26 protein-coding genes and 1 riboswitch are annotated in these 22,063 nt (G+C 40.3%); of the genes, 21 read left to right on the forward strand and 5 right to left on the reverse strand.

Annotation, left to right across the window (positions count from 1 at the left end; translation table 11 throughout):
* Positions 1-76: 76 nt before the first annotated feature.
* From ACFPZG_RS12335 to ACFPZG_RS12350, 4 genes are all read left to right on the forward strand, one after another.
* Positions 77-1,708, forward strand: a complete 1,632-nt coding sequence (locus ACFPZG_RS12335; protein WP_317940750.1) for a Na/Pi cotransporter family protein — start codon at positions 77-79, stop codon at positions 1,706-1,708.
* 21 nt (positions 1,709-1,729) lie between these two features.
* On the forward strand, positions 1,730-2,212 hold the full coding sequence (locus ACFPZG_RS12340; protein WP_283732207.1) for a DUF456 domain-containing protein: 483 nt from the start codon (positions 1,730-1,732) through the stop codon (positions 2,210-2,212).
* Between the two features lie 87 nt (positions 2,213-2,299).
* Positions 2,300-2,899, forward strand: coding sequence for a superoxide dismutase SodA (sodA, locus tag ACFPZG_RS12345; protein WP_317940749.1), 600 nt, complete (start codon positions 2,300-2,302; stop codon positions 2,897-2,899).
* A 109-nt stretch (positions 2,900-3,008) separates the two neighbouring features.
* Complete coding sequence (locus tag ACFPZG_RS12350; RefSeq protein ID WP_283732206.1) at positions 3,009-5,201, forward strand: peptidoglycan D,D-transpeptidase FtsI family protein; 2,193 nt, start codon at positions 3,009-3,011, stop codon at positions 5,199-5,201.
* Between the two features lie 43 nt (positions 5,202-5,244).
* Here ACFPZG_RS12350 and ACFPZG_RS12355 read toward each other — a convergent pair whose 3' ends face one another.
* Positions 5,245-5,730, reverse strand: coding sequence for a hypothetical protein (locus ACFPZG_RS12355; RefSeq protein WP_283732205.1), 486 nt, complete (start codon positions 5,728-5,730; stop codon positions 5,245-5,247).
* Entirely contained in the window at positions 5,727-6,083 is a 357-nt protein-coding gene (locus tag ACFPZG_RS12360) for a hypothetical protein (RefSeq protein WP_283732204.1), read from the reverse strand. The genes ACFPZG_RS12355 and ACFPZG_RS12360 overlap by 4 nt, the downstream gene beginning before the upstream one ends.
* Positions 6,084-6,254: 171 nt before the next feature.
* Between ACFPZG_RS12360 and rpmG the strand changes: the two genes are divergently transcribed.
* The 5 genes from rpmG to ACFPZG_RS12385 all read left to right on the forward strand — a co-directional run bounded on the left by rpmG (position 6,255) and on the right by ACFPZG_RS12385 (position 10,472).
* Positions 6,255-6,404, forward strand: a complete 150-nt coding sequence (rpmG, locus tag ACFPZG_RS12365; RefSeq protein ID WP_060210366.1) for a 50S ribosomal protein L33 — start codon at positions 6,255-6,257, stop codon at positions 6,402-6,404.
* Between the two features lie 62 nt (positions 6,405-6,466).
* Positions 6,467-7,048, forward strand: coding sequence for a 5-formyltetrahydrofolate cyclo-ligase (locus ACFPZG_RS12370; protein ID WP_317940748.1), 582 nt, complete (start codon positions 6,467-6,469; stop codon positions 7,046-7,048).
* The gene (locus tag ACFPZG_RS12375; protein ID WP_283732203.1) at positions 7,045-7,236 is read left to right on the forward strand and encodes a YqgQ family protein; all 192 of its coding nucleotides are present in this window, start codon (positions 7,045-7,047) and stop codon (positions 7,234-7,236) included. Before ACFPZG_RS12370 ends, ACFPZG_RS12375 begins: the two co-directional genes overlap by 4 nt.
* A 152-nt stretch (positions 7,237-7,388) precedes the next feature.
* Complete coding sequence (locus ACFPZG_RS12380) at positions 7,389-9,278, forward strand: LTA synthase family protein (RefSeq protein ID WP_283732202.1); 1,890 nt, start codon at positions 7,389-7,391, stop codon at positions 9,276-9,278.
* A 69-nt stretch (positions 9,279-9,347) separates the two neighbouring features.
* On the forward strand, positions 9,348-10,472 hold the full coding sequence (locus ACFPZG_RS12385; protein ID WP_283732201.1) for a YqgU-like beta propeller domain-containing protein: 1,125 nt from the start codon (positions 9,348-9,350) through the stop codon (positions 10,470-10,472).
* Between the two features lie 53 nt (positions 10,473-10,525).
* Here ACFPZG_RS12385 and ACFPZG_RS12390 read toward each other — a convergent pair whose 3' ends face one another.
* Complete coding sequence (locus ACFPZG_RS12390; RefSeq protein ID WP_283732200.1) at positions 10,526-10,714, reverse strand: DUF2759 family protein; 189 nt, start codon at positions 10,712-10,714, stop codon at positions 10,526-10,528.
* 160 nt (positions 10,715-10,874) lie between these two features.
* Between ACFPZG_RS12390 and ACFPZG_RS12395 the strand changes: the two genes are divergently transcribed.
* Positions 10,875-11,504 carry an MBL fold metallo-hydrolase gene (locus ACFPZG_RS12395; RefSeq protein WP_283732199.1) on the forward strand — a complete coding sequence of 210 codons (630 nt, stop codon included), beginning with the start codon at positions 10,875-10,877 and terminating at the stop codon, positions 11,502-11,504.
* A gap of 40 nt (positions 11,505-11,544) precedes the next feature.
* Here ACFPZG_RS12395 and ACFPZG_RS12400 read toward each other — a convergent pair whose 3' ends face one another.
* On the reverse strand, positions 11,545-11,784 hold the full coding sequence (locus ACFPZG_RS12400) for a DUF2626 family protein (RefSeq protein ID WP_283732198.1): 240 nt from the start codon (positions 11,782-11,784) through the stop codon (positions 11,545-11,547).
* Between the two features lie 303 nt (positions 11,785-12,087).
* Between ACFPZG_RS12400 and comGA the strand changes: the two genes are divergently transcribed.
* From comGA to gcvPB, 11 genes are all read left to right on the forward strand, one after another.
* Positions 12,088-13,095, forward strand: a complete 1,008-nt coding sequence (gene comGA / locus ACFPZG_RS12405; RefSeq protein WP_317940747.1) for a competence type IV pilus ATPase ComGA — start codon at positions 12,088-12,090, stop codon at positions 13,093-13,095.
* Positions 13,088-14,143 carry a competence type IV pilus assembly protein ComGB gene (gene comGB, locus ACFPZG_RS12410; protein WP_283732195.1) on the forward strand — a complete coding sequence of 352 codons (1,056 nt, stop codon included), beginning with the start codon at positions 13,088-13,090 and terminating at the stop codon, positions 14,141-14,143. The genes comGA and comGB overlap by 8 nt, the downstream gene beginning before the upstream one ends.
* Before the next feature lie 12 nt (positions 14,144-14,155).
* A complete protein-coding gene (comGC, locus tag ACFPZG_RS12415) occupies positions 14,156-14,491 on the forward strand; it encodes a competence type IV pilus major pilin ComGC (RefSeq protein ID WP_317940746.1) in 336 nt (111 codons plus the stop codon).
* Positions 14,478-14,918, forward strand: coding sequence for a hypothetical protein (locus ACFPZG_RS12420; RefSeq protein ID WP_283732194.1), 441 nt, complete (start codon positions 14,478-14,480; stop codon positions 14,916-14,918). Before comGC ends, ACFPZG_RS12420 begins: the two co-directional genes overlap by 14 nt.
* Entirely contained in the window at positions 14,908-15,210 is a 303-nt protein-coding gene (locus ACFPZG_RS12425) for a hypothetical protein (protein ID WP_283732193.1), read from the forward strand. The genes ACFPZG_RS12420 and ACFPZG_RS12425 overlap by 11 nt, the downstream gene beginning before the upstream one ends.
* The gene (gene comGF / locus ACFPZG_RS12430; RefSeq protein ID WP_317940745.1) at positions 15,195-15,638 is read left to right on the forward strand and encodes a competence type IV pilus minor pilin ComGF; all 444 of its coding nucleotides are present in this window, start codon (positions 15,195-15,197) and stop codon (positions 15,636-15,638) included. The genes ACFPZG_RS12425 and comGF overlap by 16 nt, the downstream gene beginning before the upstream one ends.
* A complete protein-coding gene (locus tag ACFPZG_RS12435) occupies positions 15,619-15,798 on the forward strand; it encodes a hypothetical protein (protein WP_283732191.1) in 180 nt (59 codons plus the stop codon). Before comGF ends, ACFPZG_RS12435 begins: the two co-directional genes overlap by 20 nt.
* A 4-nt stretch (positions 15,799-15,802) precedes the next feature.
* Complete coding sequence (locus tag ACFPZG_RS12440) at positions 15,803-16,312, forward strand: shikimate kinase (RefSeq protein ID WP_283732190.1); 510 nt, start codon at positions 15,803-15,805, stop codon at positions 16,310-16,312.
* Positions 16,313-16,539: 227 nt separating this feature from the next.
* A riboswitch (glycine riboswitch) is annotated at positions 16,540-16,633 on the forward strand.
* Positions 16,634-16,773: 140 nt separating this feature from the next.
* Positions 16,774-17,871 (forward strand): glycine cleavage system aminomethyltransferase GcvT, encoded by a 1,098-nt coding sequence (gcvT, locus tag ACFPZG_RS12445; RefSeq protein ID WP_283732189.1) that lies wholly within the window; start codon positions 16,774-16,776, stop codon positions 17,869-17,871.
* Between the two features lie 25 nt (positions 17,872-17,896).
* Positions 17,897-19,249, forward strand: a complete 1,353-nt coding sequence (gcvPA, locus tag ACFPZG_RS12450; protein ID WP_283732188.1) for an aminomethyl-transferring glycine dehydrogenase subunit GcvPA — start codon at positions 17,897-17,899, stop codon at positions 19,247-19,249.
* A complete protein-coding gene (gene gcvPB, locus ACFPZG_RS12455) occupies positions 19,242-20,720 on the forward strand; it encodes an aminomethyl-transferring glycine dehydrogenase subunit GcvPB (protein WP_283732187.1) in 1,479 nt (492 codons plus the stop codon). The genes gcvPA and gcvPB overlap by 8 nt, the downstream gene beginning before the upstream one ends.
* Positions 20,721-20,781: 61 nt before the next feature.
* Here the strand turns inward: gcvPB and ACFPZG_RS12460 are convergent, their stop codons facing one another.
* Positions 20,782-22,059, reverse strand: coding sequence for an AAA family ATPase (locus ACFPZG_RS12460; RefSeq protein ID WP_283732186.1), 1,278 nt, complete (start codon positions 22,057-22,059; stop codon positions 20,782-20,784).
* Positions 22,060-22,063 lie beyond the last annotated feature (4 nt).

Consider the following 22,063-nt stretch of genomic DNA (forward strand, 5'->3'; position numbering starts at 1 on the left):
TAGTATTTACAATTCCTTAATATTATCAACATAATAAGATTGAATTACATAATGTTTGATGGAGGTTGGCTGAATAATGGAGATGAATTGGCAGGAAATGCTCTTTCAGTTTGTGGGGGGGTTAGGGATTTTCCTCTTTGCCATTAAATACATGGGTGATGGACTACAAAAAGCGGCGGGGGATAGGCTTAGATCCATTTTGGATCGGTTCACTACAAACCCGTTCATGGGTGTGCTTGTCGGAATTATTGTTACCGTCCTCATCCAGTCCAGTTCGGGAACGACTGTTATTACTGTTGGATTGGTTAGTGCAGGCTTCATGACGTTGAGGCAAGCAATCGGTGTCATAATGGGAGCAAATATTGGGACAACAATTACTGCCTTCATCATCGGATTGGACGTAGGTGCGTATGCATTGCCAATTATGGCTGTAGGTGCTTTCCTCATATTTTTCATGAGGAAAAACTCTGTAAAAAATATTGGTGAAGTTATTTTCGGTTTCGGTGGCTTATTCCTAGGTCTCGAGCTTATGAGCGCTGGTATGAAACCACTCAGATCGCTTAGTGCGTTTTCCGATTTTACAGTCGCGATGGCAGATCATCCGTTATTAGGGGTTGTAGCTGGAACGGTATTTACTCTTATTGTTCAAAGCTCAAGTGCGACGGTAGGGATTTTGCAAGGTTTGTATGCAGAGAATCTTATCCCATTAGGTGCTGCTTTACCGGTGCTGTTTGGCGATAATATCGGAACGACAATTACGGCAGTACTTGCGTCAATTGGTGCCTCTGTTGCAGCAAGAAGAGCCGCAGCGACACATGTACTTTTCAATATTGTAGGTACAATCGTGTTCATGATTATCCTTTATCCATTCACTTTATATGTTGAATGGATTGCGGGTGTTTTAAATTTGGAAAATAAAATGCAAATTGCCTTTGCCCATGGTTCATTCAACGTCGCAAATACAATATTGCAATTTCCGTTAATCGGAGCTTGGGCATTGTTGGTAACAAAGATCATTCCAGGCAAGGATGTTACAATTGAATACAAGCCGAAGCATCTGGATCCTAACTTTATCAACCAATCGCCAGCTGTCGCAATTGGACAAGCGAAAGAGGAAATCATTCGAATGGGTGATTTCGCGGTTCAAGGATTGCAAGAGACGTATGAGTATTTAAAAACAAGTAATAAACGAAATGCTGAAACAGCCTATCAAATCGAAGACGCCATCAATAATTTAGATAGAAAAATCACTGATTACCTCGTAGAAATCTCGGCTGTTAACATTTCACCGATCGAATCGGCCAGACATGTAATGCTGATGGATACAGTACGTGATATTGAACGAATTGGTGACCATTTTGAAAACATCATTGAATTGATCGATTTCCGTGAAGTGAACCGTGTGAAATTGACGGATGAAGCTATGAATGACTTAACAGAGATGTTTACTCTAACTATAGGTACAGTTGATAAAGCGATTCGCTCGCTTGATATGAACGATACAGAGTTAGCGAAGTCGGTTGCAGAGCAGGAAGACTTGATCGACAAGATGGAGCGGAAGTTCAGGAAAAACCATATTGTTAGACTAAATGAAGGACTGTGTACTGCACAGTCAGGTATGGTATTTGTCGATATCGTTTCGAATCTTGAACGAATCGGTGATCATGCCGTTAATATTGCAGAGGCGATTTTAGGGAAACGAGTATAAGGAAAATTCGGGAGGGAAGTCATGGAAATAATCGGTTGGATAATAGCCATTGTCATGTTTATCATCGCATTTATCGGATTGGTTTACCCAATCATCCCTTCCGTAATCTTTGTTGTGGGCGGTTTCTTGTTGTATGGATGGATTGTGACGTTTGACGGGATGAATTGGCTATTTTGGATCATCCAAATTCTTTTTGTGGTTTTGCTGTTCGGTGCTGATACACTAGCCAATATTGTTGGCGTGAAGAAATTTGGCGGTTCCAAACCAGGGATGTGGGGAAGTACGATTGGTCTGCTTGTAGGACCTTTCGTAATTCCTGTTGCTGGCATTCTGATTGGACCGTTTATCGGTGCAGTTTTGGCCGAGCTGCTTATATCGCGTACAGACTTTAAACAATCATTGAAAACGGGAATCGGGTCCCTTGTTGGTTTCTTAACATCCATTGTTGCAAAAGGGGCTGTAATGCTTCTAATGATTGGAATATTTATATTCTTTGTCGCCTAATAGTTCATTTAAATTGAATGCCCTTCTAAATTTTGATAATGTTTATAGTGCAGGATAAATTATGAATCAATCAAGGAGGAATGGAAAATGGCTTACAAATTACCAGAACTGCCATACGCATATGATGCGTTAGAGCCTCACATCGACAAAGAAACGATGAACATCCACCACACGAAACATCACAATACGTATGTGACTAACGTGAACAACGCATTGGAAGGACATGAAGAGCTAGCTTCTAAATCTGTAGAAGAGCTTATCTCCAATTTGGATGCTGTTCCTGAAAACATCCGTACAGCTGTACGCAATAACGGTGGTGGACATGCAAACCATACATTCTTCTGGAACATTCTTTCACCAAACGGTGGCGGAACTCCAACGGGTGCTCTTGCAGAAGCTATCGATAAAAAATTCGGAAGCTTTGATGCATTCAAAGAAGAGTTTGCAAAAGCTGCTGCAACTCGCTTCGGCTCTGGATGGGCTTGGCTTGTTTCAAACAACGGAGAACTTGAAATCATGTCTACTCCAAACCAAGATTCACCATTAATGGAAGGCAAAACACCAGTGTTAGGTCTTGACGTTTGGGAGCATGCTTACTACCTAAACTACCAAAACAGACGCCCTGACTATGTTTCAGCTTTCTGGAACGTTGTTAATTGGGACGAAGTTGCTAAAAACTTCGGCTAAAATCAAAAATTGATGCAACCTAGCATACATTCTGTTCGTCAGAATGTATGCTTTTTGTATATAGAATGATATAATCCAAAGTGGACTATTTTAAGTAAGGGGAATACATATGAAAAAGCCGATGCGCAAGGTGGATCAAGCAAAAATCCGTCAACGGAAACATATTGCCTTTAGGATGAACCTACTTTTCTTTTCGATTTTCATCCTGTTTTCCATGCTCATTTTCAGGCTTGGGTATTTGCAAATCGTTAAAGGCGAGGACTATACAAGGGAATTGGAGAAGAAAGAGGAAATCGCTGTCAATACCAGTGTCCCACGTGGCAGGATTTATGATCGCATGGGGAATATCCTTGTTGATAATAAACCAATGAACGCCATCACATATACGAAGTCAACATCCACAACTGCAAGGGAAATGTTAGAGATTGCCGAGAGTCTATCCGAATTGATCGAGCAAGATACGAGGAGGGTTACGGTCGGCGATAAACGGGATTTCTGGATTCTTTTGAATAATGAAGAGGCAAAAGCGAAAGTCAGCGCCGAAGAAATAAAGGAAATTGGCAAGGATGGAACGCTTTCCAAACAGGACATTCAGCGCGAGGTAAACAGGTTGACGCGTGAGAGGGTAACAGAAGAAGAACTAGACTCTTTTACAGATCATGAACTTGAAGTATTAGCAATCTATCGAGAGATGATGTCAGGCTATGCTTATTCTCCTCAAATTATTAAAAGCGGCAATGTAACGGAGGAAGAGTTTGCGGCAGTCTCAGAACGATTGACTGAATTTGAAGGAGTCGATACGACGACCGATTGGGAACGTGTTAAATTCTCTGACAGCACAATTCTTGGTACGATGACGAGCCCGATCGAGGGGATTCCGTTAACGCATCTGGATTATTATTTGGCTAGGGACTATTCCCGCAACGATCGGATCGGGCGAAGCTACTTTGAACAATATTACGAAGAACTTTTAAAAGGTCAGAAGACTATCGTCAAAAACATTAAAGATCGAACGGGCCGTGTCGTTGAAACAAAAACCGTAAGAGAAGGTGAGCCGGGTAAGGATCTTGTTTTGTCGATGGACAGTGAATTACAAGAATCATTGGAAAAACTTCTATCAGATAAGTTGTTAGAGTTAAAGAAAGACCCTAAGTCGGATCTATTGGATCGAGCTTTTCTAATCATGATGGATCCGAATAACGGTGAAGTCCTTTCCCTTGTAGGAAAACGACTACTAAAGGATCCTGACTCAGGTAGATGGGAAGTCCGTGACTATGCTTACGGAACATTCACTTCCGCCTATGAAGTAGGGTCAACTGTAAAAATTGCGACTGTATTGACGGGCTATAGTGAGGGCGTATTAAATGTCGGGGACATTAAAATAGACGAACCAATCTATATTGCTAATTCCAAACCAAAACGATCTCTATTCAATCAGAACGGACGCTATTCTGTCGATGACGTCCTGGCACTTGGCAGGTCTTCTAACGTCTATATGTTCCGGATTGCCATGTCTCTTGGGAACGCAGTGTATAGACCAAATCTTCCACTACCAATCGATATTGAAGGATTTGATAGACTTCGGAATGGGTATGCCTCATTCGGGTTAGGTGTGAAGACAGAAATTGATTTGCCGGGCGAATACGCGGGTCAAACAGGTACGGATACTATTTCGGGTAAGCTCTTAGACTTCGCAATCGGGCAGTTTGACACGTATACGCCATTGCAACTCGCACAATACGTTTCTACAGTTGCAAATGGAGGATATAGGGTTGCACCTAAGATTTTGAAAGAAATCCGAGAGCCTTCTCGTGATGGTGAAACACTTGGTCCTTTGTTGCAAGAGACGAAAGTAAAAGTATTAAATCGTATCAACAATACCGAAAAAGAGATTGAGCAAGTGAAAAAAGGGATGAAATACGTATACTATGGACCGAATGGAACGGCGCCGAATCTGTTTAATGATGCACCGTACACAGCTGCGGGTAAAACAGGAACTGCCCAATCTGCGTATTACGGAGATGATCGTAGCAAGTATGGAATGGCGTCTGTTAACTTGACCCATGTCGGATTTGCACCAGCCGAAGAGCCTGAAGTGGCGTATGCGCTTGTTATTCCGTACGCTTCTACGGATCGCGGCCACTACCCAAGTAGGGATGCGAATCGGTTAATGAGAGATGCACTTGATATTTATTTTGATTTGAAAGAAAAACGTGGAAACGTGAACCAAAACGAAACGACTAGTCTAAAAATAGGACGTAAATCTGTTGTGGAGCTTGATGAGGAAGACGAGAAGGAATAAAAAAACTGCCAGATCGATAACAAATCGATAATGGCAGCTTTTTTTATTTCGTTTTTGTGATAATACTTGCAATCGTTTTTAAATCCATAGTCGTGTCGACTTCATATTCTCCAATTTGGATAAGGCCAGAAAGACCATTTTCAATTAAATAGGATTCAAGGTTTTTAGCGCTATCGATAACACCAGCTCTTTCAAGTTTGTTCGCAACAGTTTTGGAATTGGAACCTGGTTCGATGGAGAGTATTATTTTTGTTATTGGCTCAGGCGCAGTTTGTTGTTCATCTTCGGCCTTAGCCACATCCTCGGTTTGAGTTGAAACCGGATTGTTTGGTGTAACCGTTTCTGTGGAAGTTATTGTTTGTGCAATTGCCAATTCCTTTTTCACTCGTTCCAACTCGGTTTGCAACTCTTCCAATTGTGTTTGCTCGTGTTGAGTAGAGGATGGGGTAACTAAGGGTGTTGTAAAATAAATGATTCCTCCAGCCAAAATGCATCCGATACCTGCTGCCCTAAATATATCTTTCATCATAGCAGAACACCTCGGGACTTCAATACATCCAAAACTTCATCGTTTGTAAGAGACGAGCGTTTTGCGATTTCTGGAACGGTATAACCTTGTGCTTGTAAGGAAAGGATTTGGTTGACGATTATTTCATGCACAGGTTTAGTTTTAGGCTGTTTACCCTTTGGAATTGGTCCAACACTGATCATCAATTCCTCTTCGATGGCCCTCAATCTCTTTTTTAACTGATTTGTTTCTTGATGCAGGCTAATTGAGATATTTTCAATTTCATCTTCGTGCTTGCGTGAGGAGGTACCGAAAAAGAATGAAAGTATGATTAAAATAATTCCGCTGACTAATAATATTAATGGTATATCCACTTGAAAACGCCTCCGGGAAAGATTACTTTGTTCCCATAGTATCATATGCACCAATTTATTGTAATTTGAAACTTTCTTCTTTACATACACGTGTGGTATGATACAATAAAAAAGTCGTATAAATCATGCTCATATTTAATTTATATTGCTGAATGAGTGGGAGGGACAACAATGCGCGTAAATATTACACTTGCTTGCACAGAATGTGGAGAGCGTAATTATATTACAAAGAAAAACAAGCGTAACAATCCGGAACGTCTTGAAATGAAAAAATATTGCTCACGTGAAAAGAAACAAACTTTGCATCGTGAAACGAAATAATCGCTCATGCCAAAACTCTTCACGGGTTTTGGTTTTTTATTTCAAAATGGGGGAATAATATAATGGGGAAATTGACTAAACGAAAACAAATATTGTCTAATATGAAAGATATGGATACATCCGAATATGCAAGTAAATCTTCATCGATTGTAAAACTCCTACTAGCTTCTGAGGAATATTGCAAAGCGGAAACAATTGGTGTAACGATATCTCGTTTTCCGGAAGTCGATACAATTTCTATAATCGAAGCTGCGTGGAAATCGGGTAAGAAGGTAGCTGTACCCAAGTGTATTTCTTCGACCAGGGAAATGGATTTCCGAATCATTACTTCATTTGATGATTTAGAAACAGTCTATATGGATTTAAGAGAGCCTGTCATCGAACGAACCGAAACGGTTGAAAAAACGGCTATCGACCTGCAAATTGTGCCAGGAGTCGTCTATTCCGATGAAGGCTATCGGATCGGCTTTGGTGGCGGATATTATGATCGTTACTTGACTGATTATCCCGGGGAACGTTTATCCCTCGCTTTTAAAGTTCAGACGGCCCTTAACGTTCCTGTTGAAGAACATGATATACCAGTCAATAAGATTATTACTGAAAATGGAGTCATTCAATGCCGAATGTTACGTGAAAGAATATGAAAGAGATGAAAGACTTTTTTAGTGTTCTGCAACTCCTTAAACGTTTTGGGATTTTCATATATACCGGAGACCGAAATACAGACATTGAGCTGATGATGTCCGAGGTGAAAGAGCTATTTGATAACGGCTTAATCCTTAAAGAGGATTACCTACGGGCGCTACTTATATTGAAAAAGGAATTAAATTAAATACGATAAGTTTACTTTTTAAGACTATTTAGAAGTAATTTTTTAAAGATAATCTGCAACTTTTTCTCCTCTAATCCGTCTATAATATGTAGTGCATGTACAATTGACAGGGTGAAATTACAAAAAGCTTCAATAATGAAAGGAAGATAAGTATGAAAAAAGTAACGTGGCCCAAACATTCCGTACTCGGCATTGCAATTGTCGCTACATGGCTCACAACATATATAGGCTACATTACTAGCTTCAATATGAAAATCGATAATATGGTACAGGAGTTAATACTCTTCATAAATCCATTAAGTTTTCTATTATTCCTGTACGGCCTCGCGCTATTCATAAAGAGTACGAAACGTAAGAATATCTATATAATTTCAATCAGTTTGATCACATCTATTATTATGTTCAGTAATGCAGTGTTTTATAGGTTTTTCAGTGACTTCATCACATTGCCATTGTTGTTCCAAACTAATAATTTCGGGGATTTATCTTCCTCGGCAACTGCTAATATGCACTTTACAGACATCTTCTTTTTCGCAGATGTCATCATCATTGCATTAGCTATCAAGTTCATCCCTCAGAGGGAAAGTGCTTTAAATCGTCGTAACATTGGCCGTAAGCTTTATTTTGTTGTAGCTGCTACAATTTTGATGGTGAATTTAGCTTTGGCTGAAGCTCAAAGACCACAACTTCTAACAAGAAGTTTCGATAGGGAACTGCTTGTGAAGAATATCGGGACGTACAACTACCATATTTATGATTTATTCATCCAGTCGAAAACACATGCGCAACGTGCTTTGGCGGATGGTAGTGAGTTGACCGAGGTCGCAAACTATATTAATGCGAATTATGCGGAACCGAATCCGAAAATGTTTGGTGCTGCGGAAGGTCGTAACTTGATCATTGTTTCGATGGAATCTCTTCAAAACTTCGTTATAAATAATAAGATGAATGAGTATGAAATCACACCATTCTTAAACAGTTTGACAAAAGACAAGGATACATTTTATTTCAATAACTTCTATCACCAAACAGGTCTTGGGAAAACATCCGACTCCGAATTCATATTGGAAAACTCCTTGTATGGTAGAAATGGAGGAGCTGTTTTCTTCACAAACAGTGGAAACACGTTTAACTCATTATCTGAAAAACTTGGTCACAATGGTTATTTTACAAGTGTAATGCATGCCAATAACCGAAGCTTCTGGAACCGGGATATTATGTACCAAGCTCTTGGGACTGAAAAGTTCTATGATGTGGAAAGCTATGAAATCGGTGAAGGTCAAGCGGTTAACTGGGGTATGAAGGATATTCCATTTTTAGAGCAATCTGTGGATTTAATGAAAGAAATGCCACAACCATTTGCAACTCGTTTGATCACATTAACGAATCACCATCCTTTCGATTTGGATGAAGAGGATATGATGATTCCGCAGTATGATTCTAATTCGAAAACGGTAAACAAGTATTTTCAAGCAGTCCGCTATATGGATGAGGCGTTAAAGATATTCTTTGATGACTTGAAGCAAAGCGGTTTATACGATAACTCTATTATTGTGATGTATGGAGATCATTACGGTATCTCTGAAAATCATAATAAAGCGATGGGTATGTACATGGATAAAGAAATTACACCGTTTGATAATGTTGAATTGCAGAAAGTGCCAATGTTCATCCATATTCCAGGATACGGAAAAGGTAAAACTATGGATGAATTATCAGGACAATTGGATTTAAGACCAACAATCTTGCATTTATTAGGCGTTGACACAAAAGAAGATATGCAAATGGGTGCTGATGTTTTCTCTCCTGATCATGAACCTTTTGTCATTTTCAGAGATGGTCGATTGGTGACGGAAAACAATATTTTCACCAATGAAGTATGTTATGATATCTCTACAGGAGAAGAAACAGATAACGAAGCTTGTGAGCCTTACGTTGAACGCGCCACAACTGAACTTGACTATTCCGATCTGATCATCAATGGAGACTTGCTCAGATTCACAGATGATGACCAGGAAAAGTCAAAGACAAAGATGCATTAAAACGACTAAGTTCTGCACGGGTTCGTTTCCCGTGCAGTTTTTTTATAAGGATGGGGGGGAGGGGACGTATTGAAAAGAATAGTAATCTTGCTTATATTGGCGTTAATCGCTTTGACGGGTTGTACAACAAAAAAAGAAACAGTTGAACAACCTGAAATCGAAAAACCGAATGAACCAATTGATGGGCCGATTAATGAACCAGATGTAGAAAACATAGTTTCACCTAAGCCTCTTCCCATTTTCAAAGCGGACCCCTCTTCGTTTCACTTCATTGCCGACTGGCTTACTGATTCTGAAATCCTTTATGTGGAAAAGAGGAATGGAGTTTATCAAGTTAAGTCATATAATTTGGAAACGGGAGAATCGAACCTTGTTTATGAAGATGAGTCCTTTATAACGGATATTATTGTTCATCCTTCAATGAATTATTTGCTTGTACATACGAGTGATCAATCGGATCTTGCAATTGTTAAAGTGATTTCAATGGACGGCGTAGTCCGACATCAAGTTGAAATTAATTCCACAGAATTAGCGATTGAATGGAATGATTTGGACCCGGAAAAAATATTACTTACCGCTTTCCATGAAGATTGGTCTTTTGATCTCTTCGTCTTTGATGGCCATACTGAGAGTCTTTCGGTTATTGAGATGGATGATCCGTTTCCAAAATGGATAGGTGATAGTCGAATTGCCAATATTGTTTTTTCGGAACATCCTCTTGATGGAGGAAAAATACAAATTTTAAATATAGCAGCAGGAGCGACAGAAACTTTTGATGCGGAAAATGTCATTTACTTCGATACGTATGAAGATAAGTTACTGATTGTTCAGTCCCTTGAAGCCGATAATTTTTCATATTCATTACGCAATGATACTAACACGGTGTTAGCCAATTGGAATATGCCGTTAGTCAGCAATTATTCGGAATGGGTCATTCCGGAAATTGAATGGATTAATGGAGAAAGTTTTCTTTTTAAAGGAGCTTTGAGAAGCGGGCAGTTGGACGAGCTTAGTTCGGAGTTTAATTTATATCTTCATGAAGTTGGAGTCTCGAAAATAATAACAGAAGGATTGGATGCGGATTCAATCACGTGTTCACCTTCCGGTAAAAGATGTTTGAATGGGTATACTTTCGAAGAAGTAATAGAGGTTGAATCTGGCGATAGAAGGAACTGGATTGAATTCGATAATTGAAAAACATCCCCTGCAGGTGAGTGAAGGGGATGTTTTTTGTTTACCAATTTTAATTAATGTAGAGTTGCCGGATATCCTCCGAAAACAAGCGTAGCAATTGTGAAACCGCCAAAGATAACAGCAGCCGCCAAATTGAACACGATGCTTAGGATATTGCGCTCTTTAAAACCTTGTACAGTTCCGACAACGGAAAGAATCGCTACTAAGCCGAAGATTACCATTAAAATCAAACTTGCGTTCATAATGAAGACACTCCTTTCAAATAGAGAAAAAATGAATGCCGATTTAGCAATATTCCTCTCTTATTGTACTGTTTAAAAAAGATTTTGTCGAGGCATATTAGTGACGTTTGTTTGAAAATGGTATCCGAGTTCATTATTATTACTTAAAGGAGGGTGAAAAATGTTGAAAATACGTACATATCCATTAGGTCCGATTCAAACAAATTGCTATATTGTAAAAGACAGTGAAGGCCAATGTCTGGTGGTAGATCCTGGGGAAGAGGGAAGCAGGATTATACAGAAAATCGAAAACATGAATGGTAAACCTTTGGCTATTCTTTTGACGCATGCACATTTTGATCATATTGGAGCTGTAGATGAGGTTAGAGACCACTTTTCCATTCCGGTTTATATTCATCGGGAGGAGCAATATTGGCTGATGAATCCGGATCTTAACGGTTCGTCGAGATATCCCGGACTACCGCTCGTTTCCAATAAGGCGGCCGATCATTTTTTACAGGAAGGCCAAATAACGATAGGACCGTTTCAATTTGAAATCCGACATACACCCGGCCATTCCCCTGGAAGTGTATCATTTATCTTTAAAGATGCACAATTCGCTATCGTTGGGGATACACTTTTCAAACAAAGTATAGGACGAACCGATTTGCCTAACGGCGACACAAATATGCTCCTTAATTCAATTCAAGGGAAGCTTTTGTCATTGCCTGATGATTGCAAAGTATATCCGGGGCACGGCCCATCGACAACGCCGGGCGCCGAAAAAGTATCCAATCCATTTCTGAAATAAAAAAACAGCCATTAGGCTGTTTTTTTTGATGGACGATTAATTAATGTCCGCCTTGTACATGAATGAATGTTGAGTAGTAGCTGAAACCCACCATGAAAATCATTAGGTAAGCTCCGAACATGTACATATACATACGCTCTGTAAGATTCAAATATCCAAGCAATAGGAAGAAAATAGTGCTGGCTACGAAAATGACGGTTGCTGGCATCATTCCACCGATGAAGAACATAACAGCGAAGATACCCGTCCAAAAACCGCATAGCTTGAACATATTATCCATAAGTGCGTCCCTCCTTAACATGAAACAGTTCAAAGATCTCCTATTCATTATAATGGATAGCAACTTGAAAAGTAAACTCTTATCAAGTCAACATTGTGACAAATGGATGGATTGGAGTTGTTTGGAAAGACAGTAAAATTTAAATTTACTATGGAAAAAGCGGTTTAATATTTCTAATGGGCCGAAAACGGCATGTAAACTTCGAGTTTGCTTCAAACTATTCCTTTATAAATAATTTCATCGTATACTCACGATAAGGTGAAAAGCGGTCTTTCACCCCTAAATTCGAAAAAGGGGTGTTCAATGGAAATGCGTACTAACCTCATTGAAATAAAATGCTTTGAACTTTTGGAACGTGCAATATTCAATGATGCGACTGATATCCATCTTGTTCCAATGCGTGAAGGTTATGATGTGCGTTTCAAAAAGAATTCGAAATTAGAGCGGGCTGGCACATATCCCCCACAGTTGGCCACCCGTATGATCTCCTTTTACAAATTCCTTTCATCATTAGATATTAGCGATAAACGTAAACCTCAAAGTGGCTCATTTCATAAAAAAGTTCAGGATAAAAATTATTCATTTCGCGTATCAACTATTCCCTCTGTCCATATGAAAGAAAGTGTCGTAATACGATTGCAAAGGCATGATAGAATCTTGCCCCTTGAAAAACTATGTATCGACCCAATATGGGAACAAAAATTTCGATACGCAACTCAGGAACAGCAGGGGCTGATCATCGTCACGGGGCCTACTGGTAGTGGAAAAACGACTACTATTTATTCACTAACCGCACATTGTGTCAATCATCTTGAAAGGCATGTCATTACATTGGAAGATCCAGTAGAAAATAATCATGCTCATTTGCTGCAAATCGAAGTGAATGAAAGATCCGGCATGACTTATGCCGCTGGTCTGAAAGCAATTCTTAGACATTCACCAGATGTCATTATGATTGGTGAAATTAGAGATGCTGAAACCGCGAAAACAGCCGTGGCGGCGGCTTTGACGGGCCATCTTGTTTTGACGACGGTCCATTCAAAGGATCCGGAAGGTTGTTTTTACAGATTAATGGATTTTGGAATCACTTCGGAAGAGCTACGACAGACAATCGTCTGCATTTCCGCACAGCGGTTGATACAGAAAAAAGATGGTAGTGCAGGCGTGGTGTTTGAAATTGTTCAAGGCAATCTTTTGGAGACTATCGCCGAATCGATCAGTAAAGGCGAAAAGGTATCCATCCCAAGGGAGATAAAAATAGAATCAGTTTTAAAGAAATACAGCAGACAAACCGAAAAGACATATGGCTAAGAAAGGATTTAAGGTTTTCGTCGGTACATCGCAAAATATTGAAAACCGTCCTGCCTTTTTAGAAAGGCTATCGATTTTATTACAGGAAGGTTATACATTTCATGAGAGTCTGGTTCTATTGCTGCCTCATCATTCAAAAAGTTATTCAGAACTACTTGAACGGGTGGAAACTGATCTGAAAAGTGGACAAGGGGTTACGTCAATTCTTGAAAGGCTTGGATTTTCTCAGAGCGTCCTTTTGCCGGTTGTTGTTTCGGAAGTAGATGGGCGATTAGCAGAAACATTGAAGGGGATAGCGGAACGGTTGAAAAAGACCGATGAGAGAAGAAAGAAATTAAGAAATCTCCTTCTTTATCCTCTCGTCCTTTTTTTCTTCATGACCATCTTGCTCCTTGCCTATCGAAACTATTTCCTTCCGAATTTACAGGCATTATCGATATCAAGAAATGAAGAGGGGTCTGGGTTTGTCGATATGTTACCCCTTATCGTCTCCAAAATTCCAGATGTCGTTGTAGGTTCGGTTTTAGTGGTTATTATAGTGGCAACTGCCGGGCTGATATTCTACCGGAAGCTTATGCCGTCGTCAAAAATCAGTTTTTTATTGAAACTGCCTTTAATTCGGTGGTTTTTTACAAAGCTTAAAACACGAGATTTCGCTGGTGAGATAGGAAGCCTGTTGCAATCAGGACTATCCATGCAAGATGCCCTTGAAGTTTTGGTAGTACAAAAAGTAGACCCCATCATGAGTGAAGTTGCAAGCACGATTAAGAAACATGTCGTTTACGGTGAATCTTTCGATCAGGCGATCTATTTGACGAGTGGGTTGCTTGATGAATTAGGTGCATACGCCAAGCATGGTTCTGATACTGGTCACCTTGCGAAAGAACTTATTATCTATAGCGAAAAACTGAATGAGGTGGTAGAAGAAGAGATAGGAAAATGGCTTGCAATGTTGCAGCCGATCCTGTTTACAATACTTGCCATCTGCATTTTATCAGCGTATTTGGCGTTACTTTTACCTGTATATGGCATGTTCGATAAAATTTAGGGGGAGGATAAATTGAAATTTATTAAAGGGGAGAAAGGCTTTACATTAATTGAAATGATGATAGTTTTGTTGATAATCTCTGTTTTAGTATTGATAGCATTACCGAATGTGATGAAGCATGCGGAAAAAATAGATGAAATGGGTTGTGATGCGTATATATCAATGGTTCAGGGGCAAGTTGCGGCGTATATGATGGAGAACCATGAATTACCAGAGTCAGTAAGTGATCTCATCCCCGATTTACTACCTGATCCTGCTGAAGAAGCCATAGAAGCAAAGTGTCCTGATGGAACAGAAATTGAGATAGATAGTAATGGAATTGTAAGTCGAAAAGATGAAAGCAAATAATCAATCAGGCTACACATTCCTTGAAATGCTATTAGTATTAAGTGTAGTTATCATCCTTACGGTCGTCATCATTCCGATTGGCGACCGTTGGATTCAAAAACAAAGTGAGGAAGAGGCACTTCAAATGCTCATAGCAACAATTCACCATGCCCAAGCATATGCGTTAGCTCACGAAGTGCACACTTCTATTTCGTTTCGGAATTCGGGAAGATCCTACAGCCTATTTACCCCCATCAATGTAACGTATTCTACAATTGACTTTCCGGAAGGCATGAGATGGGTTGCTGGTAATAGGTTGAGGGCGGTTGAGTTTCATCCGAATGGCCATATTATTAACCCAGGGACCCTTGTTATCCAGACATCTACTGGGAACAAAGTTATCACCTTGCAGTTACAACATGGGAGGATGCTTGTCTATGATCAATGAAAATGGCTATTCATGGCCTGAATCGATTCTTTCCCTTGGTATTGTAATGGTTATCTTCGGGACGCTTTTTCCTTTTTACTCCCATATGTCAGCGAGGCTCGAGATGAAACGACTGGAAATGCATGCTGCCGAAACCGTATATCATGCCGCTATCCTTCACAAGTCATACGGTTTAAGTGAAGGAGTAAATCGTATAGAAGAGGTTACTTATATATGGACAGTTAACGCTGATTCCATTTGTGTCATGTATAAATCTATCGAAACGGAAGTTATCAAGTGCATAAACTTTTAAAAAATGAAAAAGGATTCACGTTTTTAGAGTCAATCTTTCATTTACTGATTGCTGCTATTTTTCTTCAATTTGTTGTCCTTTTTTTCTACTGGAAATCACCTATTGAACGCCAATTGGAAGATTATTTCGCTACCGAATGGGAGTTATTTGCAATCGATCTTCAAACGTTATTATTGGAAGTTGAGGATTTTAATGTAGCTGCAGGGAATCAATCTATATCGTTTATCAACAAAAGGGGAAAGATTCAAGTTGGGCAAGCGGGTACTTTAATCCGGAAAACGACCCATGATAGTGGCTACATCCCACTTTTCACTAATGTGGCTAACACGACCTTCATAGTAGACGGGCATGAATTGCTCTTGAAGGTAAAGATGCTAGACGGTAGTGTAAGGGAGAGGAGATTTGCAATTGGCTCGTATTCGGAATGAAGAAGGCATAATCCTTGTCGCTGCACTTATTTTACTATTTATCGTAAGCCTCTTTCTTTTTACCCTCGTTTCATGGCATAGTAATTTATACAGAACATTCGATTCAATTGAAACGTATTACGAAAAGGAAACAAAAAAGATTATGGGGCAAGGCGGTTAAAATAATGAAGAAAGTTTACTTGGTCGGTTTCATGGGGAGTGGAAAGAGTGCAATTGGCAAACGGTTAAGCACTTTATTGAATATACCCTTTTATGATATGGATGCTGAGATTTCCGAACAAACCGGGATGACGATACACCAAATATTCGAAACGTATGGGGAAGAGAGTTTTCGGGAAATGGAAACGAATTTTTTACGGAGTTTTCATGATGAGTTTTGTATTATTGCCACAGGCGGGGGAGTGGCGATGCGTGAGGAAAATAGAAGTATTATGAGAAAGACAGGCCTTGTCTTTTATTTGAATGCTAATTTCCGTGATATTTGGCGCAGGGTGTCCACGGATATCAACCGTCCAATCGTTCAACGGTCATCAAGGGGTGAGTTGGAGTCTATTTTCAATCAAAGGATGCCGCTCTATCTCAAAAGTGCTCATATTAAAGTTGAGACTGCGGATCGAACATTGAAAGAAATTACACAGTATATAGCGTTTCAGATTGAACGATTGAAAAATTAATAGCCTATTGATGAATTTTATAGTTATTTGACGAAAATGGACGTAGAAAAATAATTTGAACAAGTTAAACACGAACGTTTTACAATGTTTTATAAAAAATGTTCGTGAAATCACCGTTACATTAAAAAGGATTGCGCTTCCACCTATGAAATGTTAAGATATAAGGCGAAAGGGCATGTAGTTGCCAGAATTTTTTCAGATACCTAACACTTAACAGCATATCGCGGATGATTGGATTGGGGAGAGCACGCATCGGGCGTCGCCGAAGGAGCAAGTAACTAAGGTTATGAATCTCTCAGGTAAAAAGACCCATCCATGACGCATCTCTGGAGAGCGCCATATTAACGGCCACCAACGAGGAAAGCCGCAAGGTCAAACTTTCAGGTACATGGACAGAGGTTCTCTTATTATTAAGGGGACTTCTGTCTTTTTTTATCAATTATCTAAGGGGGAATATGGCTGTGACAGAAACTTTAAAACGTACCGCGCTTTTTGATAGCTATAAGGAGTATGGCGGTAAAACAATCGATTTCGGCGGTTGGGAATTGCCAGTTCAATTCTCAAGCATTAAAGCTGAACATGAAGCGGTTCGAACAAAAGCAGGTCTATTTGATGTATCGCATATGGGTGAAGTCTTCGTATCCGGAGATCGTGCTCTAAATTACTTGCAAAAGCTTGTTACGAATGATGTTTCAAAACTGAAGGACGGTCAGGCGCAATATACTGCAATGTGCTATGAGAACGGCGGAACCGTAGATGATCTATTAATCTATAAAAGAAAAGATAATGACTATTTATTGGTCGTAAATGCTTCAAACATTGAAAAAGACGTTGAGTGGATGAAGAAATATGTAACTGATGATGTAGTTATTGAAGACCGTTCAGACGAATTTGGTTTGATCGCTTTACAAGGACCAAAAGCGCAGGAAGTCCTGCAGAAATTGACATCTCAACCTTTAGATGAAATCAAATTCTTCCGTTTTAAAGAGAATGTCGATGTTTCTGGACACAATGTCCTTATTTCCCGTACAGGTTATACAGGTGAAGATGGCTTTGAAATTTATGGGTCTCCAGAATCCATTGTTGCCCTTTGGCCGATCATCCTGAACGCAGGCAATGAAGAAGGCGTTGTACCTGCTGGATTAGGTTCACGTGATACTCTTCGTTTTGAGGCTGGGTTACCTCTTTATGGTCAGGAATTATCGAAAGATATTTCACCACTTGAAGCAGGCTTAGGCTTTGTTGTGAAGTTGAATAAAGAAGTCGATTTCATAGGAAAAGAAGAACTTGCAAGACAAAAAGAAGAAGGCGTATCAAGAAAACTTGTCGGCCTTGAAATGATTGATAAAGGAATTCCACGTACTGGCTATAAAGTGTATGTCGGTGATCAGGAAATCGGTGAAGTTACTACTGGTACACAATCGCCTACATTGAAAAAGAATATCGGTTTCGCACTACTTGCAACTGAACATACTGCTGTTGGAACAGAAGTAGAGGTTGAAATTCGAGGAAAACGTTTGAAAGCAGTATTAATTGCAACACCATTTTATAAACGATAATTGAATGAAGAGGAGATATGTGGACATGAAGCTCAAGCATCGTTATATTCCTATGACGGATAAAGATCGCGAAGAAATGCTGTCAACAATCGGCGTTGCGACGGTTGATGAACTTTTTGAAGATATTCCCGAAAAAGCCCGTTTTAAGGGTGAATTGAATATTAAGAAGGCAAAATCTGAATCGGCATTGACGAAGGAACTTGCTCAACTTGCGGCTAAGAATGCTGATGCTCGTACATATGCATCATTCCTTGGAGCTGGTGTTTATGATCATTACAAGCCAATCATCGTTGACCATGTAATTTCACGTTCCGAGTTTTACACGGCTTATACACCATATCAGCCTGAAATTTCACAAGGTGAATTGCAAGCGATTTTCGAATTCCAAACAATGATTTGTGAATTGACTGGCATGGACATTGCGAACTCCTCCATGTATGACGGCGGAACTGCACTTGCAGAAGCCGGGACTATGGCAGCAGGTCATACACGCCGCAAGAAAATTCTTGTTTCTGAAACAGTGCATCCTGAATCTCGTGACGTAGTTACGGCTTATGCGGCTGGACAATATATCGAAGTTGTGACTATCCCGCAAAAAGACGGTGTGACGGATATGGCGCAGCTTGAAGAATTACTCGATGACAATACAGCGGGTGTACTCGTACAATATCCTAACTTCTTTGGACAAGTTGAAGATATTCAAAAAATCGGTGAAATGGCTCATGACAAAGGTGGATTGCTCGTCGTCTCAGCGAACCCTCTTGCTCTTGGTGTGTTGACGCCTCCAGGAAAATTGGGTGCAGACATTACTGTAGGGGACGCTCAACCATTCGGCATTGCTGAACAATTTGGCGGACCGCATTGTGGTTATTTCGCATCAACGAAAAAGTTGATGAGAAAAATGCCGGGCCGATTAGTAGGGGAAACGACTGACGAAGAAGGTAGACGCGGTTATGTATTGACGCTTCAAGCAAGGGAGCAGCATATCCGTCGTGACAAAGCGACATCCAATATCTGTTCGAACCAAGCATTGAATGCTCTTGCAGCTTCTGTTGCGATGACTGCTTTAGGTAAAGTCGGTACGAAAGAAATCGCCTACCAAAATATCGCGAAAACGGCTTATGCGAAAAGTGCATTTGAAAAAGCAGGTTTTGAAGTGAAATTCGGTGGAGCGCATTTCAATGAAATTGTTGTTGCAGTTAACAAGTCTGTAAAAGAGATGAACGCTAAACTTCTTGATAAAGGAATCATCGGTGGATATGATCTTGGTTTGACATATCCTGAGCTATCCAACCATTGTTTGATCGCAGTCACTGAACAGCGTACAAAAGAAGAAATCGATGCACTTGTGCAGGAAATGGAGGCCCTTCATGCATAAAGATAACCAACCGCTAATTTTTGAAATTACAAAAGAAGGTCGAATCGGATATAGTCTGACTGAACTTGATGTGCCGGAAATCGATTTGTCCAGCCATTTGCCAAATGGATTTCTAAGGGAGGAATCGGCTGATCTTCCTGAAGTTTCTGAGCTTGATATTATGCGCCATTACACAGCCTTATCCAACCGTAACCATGGTGTTGACACAGGTTTCTATCCGCTTGGATCATGTACAATGAAATATAACCCTAAAATTAATGAAGCTGTTGCACGTATCCCTGGATTCGCGAACATTCACCCTTTACAAGATGAATCGACGGTCCAAGGTGCAATGGAAATGATGTATGACCTTCAACAGCATCTTTCTGAAATTACTGGTATGGATGAAGTGACACTTCAACCAGCAGCAGGTGCACATGGTGAGTGGACTGCATTAATGATGATCCGTGCATTCCATGAAGCAAACGGAGAAGGCAACCGTACAAAAGTTCTTGTGCCGGATTCCGCTCACGGAACGAATCCTGCTTCTGCAACTGTTGCTGGATTTGATACAGTTACGATTAAGACGAATGAATTCGGATTAGTAGATATTGAAGATTTGAAAACGAAGGTTGATCAAGACACAGCAGCATTTATGTTGACGAACCCAAATACACTTGGGCTTTTCGAAAGAGATGTTCTTGAAATTGCTGAAATCGTACATGGAGTTGGCGGTAAGATGTACTATGACGGCGCTAACCTGAATGCGATCATGGCAAAAGTACGCCCGGGAGATATGGGCTTTGATGCTGTTCACTTGAACTTGCATAAGACGTTCACTGGTCCTCACGGTGGCGGTGGCCCAGGTTCAGGCCCTGTCGGTGTAACAAGTGAATTAGCACCATTCCTACCGAAACCGGTACTTGTGAAGAAAGACGATAAATATACATTCGAATTTGACCGTCCACAGTCAATCGGACGAGTTAAACCGTTTTACGGCAACTTCGGCATCTATTTACGTGCATACACATATATCCGTTCCATGGGTCCAGATGGTTTGAAGGCCGTTACGGAATATGCGGTATTAAACGCGAACTATATGATGCGCAAGTTACAGCCTTATTTCGATCTGCCGTATACACAACATTGTATGCATGAGTTTGTTCTTTCCGGCCGTCGTCAAAAGAAATTGGGTGTCCGTACTTTGGATATGGCAAAACGTCTGTTAGACTTCGGTTTCCATCCACCAACAATCTACTTCCCGTTGAATGTTGAAGAAGGAATGATGATCGAGCCGACTGAAACAGAATCGAAGGAAACGCTTGATTCATTCATCGATGCAATGATTCAAATTGCGAAGGAAGTTGAAGAGACTCCTGAAATCGTTCAGGAAGCTCCACATACGACTGTCATCAACCGTCTTGACGAAACGAAAGCAGCTCGTCAACCGGTATTGCGCTACATCAAAGAAGAAGATCTTGTAAATGCATAATAAGTGAAATGCAAAAGGAGAGTCCCGAAAATGGGGCTCTCCTTTCCTTTTAACTCACAGATTAAAATCCGATGGATCCACCATTTTGATCCCATTCTCCTTTTGAAGACCGTCTGTGTTGTTTTTGAAGATCTTCAATTCTGCGCTGATAGACAATCATTCCATCGTAGTGGAAGCTTATCGCGATTGACATGTATAACTCGTTCAATTGGGAAATCGATAACCCTCTTGTTCGGTTTGCCATATCGTCAAGTTGTTCATCATTGAAAAGGTTTTTGATGTCGAGTTGTTTTAAATAGGCCCTTCTTACTTCTGCAGTAGGGGACGGGATTTCGTATGTGCTATCAAAGCGTCCTGCGCGATTGATAAGGGCTGGGTCAATTCGTTCAGGATAATTGGTCGTCCCGATGATGAAAAGTCCATCACGCACCCGTGCGCCATCCAATGTATTCAGGAATGTGCTTCGCGTATGCTCCGGCATTGAATCGATATCTTCAATGACAAGAATCGCAGGCGCCATCCTCGCTACAGTATTGAACACTTCTTCAACTGAATAACTACCCGTATGTTCTGTAATCTGCCAATAGATGACAGGGGCTGACGTTGAACCGGTGATTGAGCGGACGAGAGTCGTTTTTCCGTTGCCTGGAGCACCGTGTAAAAGAATACCGCGTTTATATGGGAGACCGTATTCTTTATAGAAGTTCCCATCGTTTTTGAAGAATTCATCCACGGAACGATATATATCGTTTTTGATTGTTTCCTCAAGAAATACGTCAGCTCGATCAATCGTATTATCTTGCGCAAAGCTCTTTTTCACAACACCACTATCCGTATCGACCAAATAAGTGATTGTCGTTTTCATCAGTTCACGCTGTAATCGGTTTACATCATTTATGAAATTCAGCACTTTTGCAGGTGTTGGGGCAATGATATGGTGCTCCGGCCAGGTGGTCCCGCTGTCTACATAATAGAGAAATTGTGCAAAGGCCACTTCGTATTCGGGGAAATAGAGCAGCTGATTTTCGATTGTTTCAGAAACGCGTAATTCGAAAGCCCGATCTGATTCGGTTTTTTCGACTTTCCCAGACGGACGTGTGCCATATATATGCCCCAATGATTCGAAATGCAATTTCCCTTTTTTCATTAATTCATCAATGACGGATTCCGCATGTGAAATAAGCTCTTCTGCCTGAATGATTTTCCAGTCTTGCATTTTCCGTGCATTAAGGCGTTCAATGACTTTCCTCATAACGAATGCGTAGTTTTCAAAGTTAGGATGCGAGTCATTAAATAATTTCTCGATTGGTAATAAAGTAAAGGATTGTTGGTTATCCATTAAG

Source organism: Sporosarcina thermotolerans (assembly GCF_042658975.1).
In the GTDB taxonomy this organism is placed as follows: Bacteria; Bacillota; Bacilli; order Bacillales_A; family Planococcaceae; genus Sporosarcina; species Sporosarcina thermotolerans.